The 3,226-nt window shown below is 60.9% G+C and carries 4 protein-coding genes; 1 reads left to right on the top strand and 3 read right to left on the bottom strand.

Annotated features, from left to right (window positions below; translation table 11 throughout):
- Positions 1-127: 127 nt before the first annotated feature.
- Positions 128-706: a nucleotidyltransferase family protein gene (locus BDI24065_RS40675; protein WP_175035922.1), complete on the top strand. Its 579-nt coding sequence runs from the start codon at positions 128-130 to the stop codon at positions 704-706.
- Here the strand turns inward: BDI24065_RS40675 and tnpC are convergent.
- Genes tnpC through tnpA form a run of 3 tightly spaced genes read right to left on the bottom strand, consistent with a single transcriptional unit; the run spans position 690 to position 3,140 of the window.
- Positions 690-2,294 carry an IS66 family transposase gene (gene tnpC, locus BDI24065_RS40670; RefSeq protein WP_254609965.1) on the bottom strand — a complete coding sequence of 535 codons (1,605 nt, stop codon included), beginning with the start codon at positions 2,292-2,294 and terminating at the stop codon, positions 690-692. The genes BDI24065_RS40675 and tnpC overlap by 17 nt on opposite strands.
- 31 nt (positions 2,295-2,325) lie before the next feature.
- Complete coding sequence (gene tnpB, locus BDI24065_RS40665; protein WP_060292788.1) at positions 2,326-2,676, bottom strand: IS66 family insertion sequence element accessory protein TnpB; 351 nt, start codon at positions 2,674-2,676, stop codon at positions 2,326-2,328.
- The gene (gene tnpA / locus BDI24065_RS40660; RefSeq protein ID WP_175035921.1) at positions 2,652-3,140 is read right to left on the bottom strand and encodes an IS66-like element accessory protein TnpA; all 489 of its coding nucleotides are present in this window, start codon (positions 3,138-3,140) and stop codon (positions 2,652-2,654) included. Before tnpA ends, tnpB begins: the two co-directional genes overlap by 25 nt.
- Between the last annotated feature and the right edge of the window lie 86 nt (positions 3,141-3,226).

Genomic DNA, 3,226 nt, shown 5'->3' with positions numbered 1-3,226 from the left:
GTAAGCGGTCTATAAAGCACGCCTCTCTAGATCCCTGGCACGTCACACTCGGTTAAGATCGGCTTGCGGTGGGGCAGCGGACGCCCTCGACAGCACGTTGTCTCTCGACGCGGCAGACTCTTCACTCATGCTATCAACCGATTTCGAAGCAAACCTCATCGCCCTTGCGCGGGAGTCGTCATGGTTTTGGCCTGCTCTGGTTGCGGTCCGAACCTTGAACCTCCCCTCTTGGTGCATCGGGGCCGGTGCGGTCCGGAACCTCGTATGGGACTCGCTGCACGGACTGGATACGCCGTCGGCATTGTCGGACATCGATGTTGCGTACTTCGATAGCACCGATCTTTCTGCGGAGCGCGACGCGACGTTTCAGTCTCTGCTAGCTCACACGCACCCCCAGTTCCCGTGGGAGGTGACCAATCAGGCCGCAGTTCATACTTGGTTCGAGGCAACATTTGGTCACGCTGTGCCGCCTTTCAGGTCGTTGGAGGCCGCCGTTGCGTCGTGGCCAGAGTATGCGACTGCAGTCGGGCTGACACTGCTTCCCGACGACTCAATCAAGGTCACTGCACCGTATGGGTTAGACGATTTGTTCGCTATGGTGGTCCGTCGGAATCCCGCGCGAGTCAGCGTCGCCACGTATCAAGAGCGAGTGGCACAGAAGCAGTATCGCAATCGTTGGCCACGCGCAGTCATCGTTCCTTGCTAATCGCACGTCTGTTGCTTGCCTGACCACTAGACAGATTGTCTCGTGACGCCCAAGGTAGTAGGGCTGCGTAGCCGTCAGCTGTTGACGCCTGTGGCAGTTTGCCAAACAGCCAAGCAAGATAGCGATACGGATCTATGCCGTTCGCCTTGCACGTCTCGACGAGGGAGTAAAGGTTGGCGCTGGCCTGCGCGCCGGCGACCGTGTCGGAGAACAGCCAGCCCTTGCGGCCGACGACGAACGGTCGGATCGCGTTCTCGCACAAGTTGTTCGAGATCGGCCAGTTACCGTTACCGACGTAGCGGACCAGTTTGGGCCACTGTCCGCTCATGTACTGCAATGCTTTGCCGAGCAGACTCGACGGCACGACGCCTGGCAGATGCTCGACCAGCATGTGCTCGATAATAGTGAGCACGCGGGCGCTGTAACGGGAGCGCAGTCGCTGCCGGCGCTCAGACTTCCACTTCGCACTGCGCGCCTCGGCCGCGAACAGCTTACCGATCAGCACGACGAAGCGCGTCGCCAGCAGGTCCGGCGAGCGTGCAGTCTTCGGCACTGATTCCTCGGCTTTGATGAAGCCGCGGCGCACATGCGCCCAGCATCCGAGATGCACGAGCTGGTGATCGTGGGCGATACCGTTGTAGAGTTCGTATCCGTCCGTCATCAGCACCGTGCCGGGCTGCACGCCGGCATAGAGCTTCTGCGCATGGTGGGCACCGCGCCCCGGCGAGTAGGAGAACATCCGTACGGGCGGCCCCGAGCCGTTGACCTGTGCCCATAGGTAGCTCTTCGCCTGCGGTCTTCGTCCCGGTTCCTTCAGCACCTGGAACGTGGTTTCGTCGCCGTAGATCAAGTTCGATTCGAGCAGCGCGTCGCGCATCAGGTTGATCACCGGTTGCGTCGCGAGCCCCACCCGCACTACGCTCGCGGCCAGCGTGTTCGACGAGATGTCACCGCCGAAGCGACGCAGCAACATGGCCTGGCGATACAGGGGCATACCGTACTGGTACTTGCCAGTGATGATCCACGCCAGCGCGGATTCCGTGAGCAGCCCGCGCGGGATGATACGCGCCGGTGCAGGTGTGACCTTGATGCCCAAGTCGCAGCACGGGCAAGCGTACTTGACCCGCTGGTGCTGAACGACGCGCACCTGCTCGGGAATCACGTCAAGCTGTTCGCTCGTTTCCACGCCGATCTCGACGAGGGCATGACCGTCATGCGCGCAGAACCGCTCGGACTCGGGCAGTTCGTGCCGCATGATCTCGCGCGGCAGTTTCGGATCGAGTGGTTTGCGCCCGCGCTTGCTACGCGTGTGGGCTGCAACCGACGTGCCGGGCATGTCCTCGCGCGCGGGTGCATCGGCAGTTGTCGCCAGTGCCTCGGCTTCGTTAAACAAACCGAGCTGGTCGGCATGGCGCGCCTCGCTCGAGGCGCCGAACAGTTCGTACTTGTAGGCCCGCAGCTTCTCTTCGGCCAGATCGCGCTGGGCCGTTACGAGCCGAAGTTCACCGCGCAGCGCGTCACGTTCGGCGCTCGCGGCAATCAGCGCCTCGTACTCCTCAGCGCTCAGCGTGACGGGGGTGTTCGGCATGGTCGGTTAGACCATACCGTGCGCGCGTTGTTCAGCTCATTCGCGCGTAATATCGCTGGGGATGCTTCTGAATCACGGCCAGATCGATTCCGTCGAGCAGCCAGTGCAACTGCTCGGCGCTGAGCGTGATCGTTTCACCTCCGTTTGGCCAGATGAAGCGATCGGCTTCGAGGCGCTTGAGCAGCAACCAGAAGCCGTTGCCACCCCAGCCGAGGATCTTAATTCGATCACGACGTCGGTTGCCGAACACGAACAGCGCCGAGGTCATCGGGTTCAGGCGCATCGCCTGTTCGACCAGAATCGACAGCCCGTTGATGCCCATGCGGAAGTCGACCGGATCGCGATGCAGATAGATCTTCAGCGCTTCGTCGAACCGGAACACGGCAACCTCCCCAGCATCTGGATCACCGTGGCGAGCTCATCGACGCTTGCTTCGCCAAGATCAAGCTCGACACCATTGGTCAGACGCACGTGCAGCGATAGTGCCATTACTCGAATCGGAGGTAACGGCTCCGGTAGCAGTGCTGGTGACGAAGGGGGAACCGCGACAACTGGCACGAACGCCGATGGTGTATTAGGGAGGTCGATCGCAACGCCGTCGGAAATTGCAGTCGTGCGCGCTACCCGCTCATGTTCGAGTTGGGCCTGGATCTTTTGGTAGCGCGCAATCCAGCTGCGTAGCAGGTTCGGATTGAGGTCGTGCTCCATCGCAGTCCGGGCTATTGAAACGCCTGGCTGGAGGCAGATCTGTACCAATTCATCACGAGCCGTATCGTCATATTCCCGGCGGCCATCTCGTTTCCGTCCGACGACCAATCGGCTCCGTAGGTCTTGTTTCTCACTCATACACTCTGATACCAGCTGTCCACGTGGACACGTAGCATCAGAGTGCAGCGATTTCTACACAAGGGCGCCGTTATTCGATCGCTTAC

Origin of the sequence: Burkholderia lata (assembly GCF_902499025.1) — a bacterium.
GTDB lineage: Bacteria > Pseudomonadota > Gammaproteobacteria > Burkholderiales > Burkholderiaceae > Burkholderia > Burkholderia lata_C.
The sequence above is the reverse complement of the archived record's forward strand: the minus strand, read 5'-3'. Positions and strand labels throughout refer to the sequence as shown.

Coding starts and splice junctions, on each gene's coding strand:
- BDI24065_RS40675 (WP_175035922.1), top strand. CDS start 128: ATGCTATCAACCGATTTCGAAGCAAACCTCATCGCCCTTGCGCGGGAG.
- tnpC (WP_254609965.1), bottom strand. CDS start 2,294: ATGCCGAACACCCCCGTCACGCTGAGCGCTGAGGAGTACGAGGCGCTG.
- tnpA (WP_175035921.1), bottom strand. CDS start 3,140: ATGAGTGAGAAACAAGACCTACGGAGCCGATTGGTCGTCGGACGGAAA.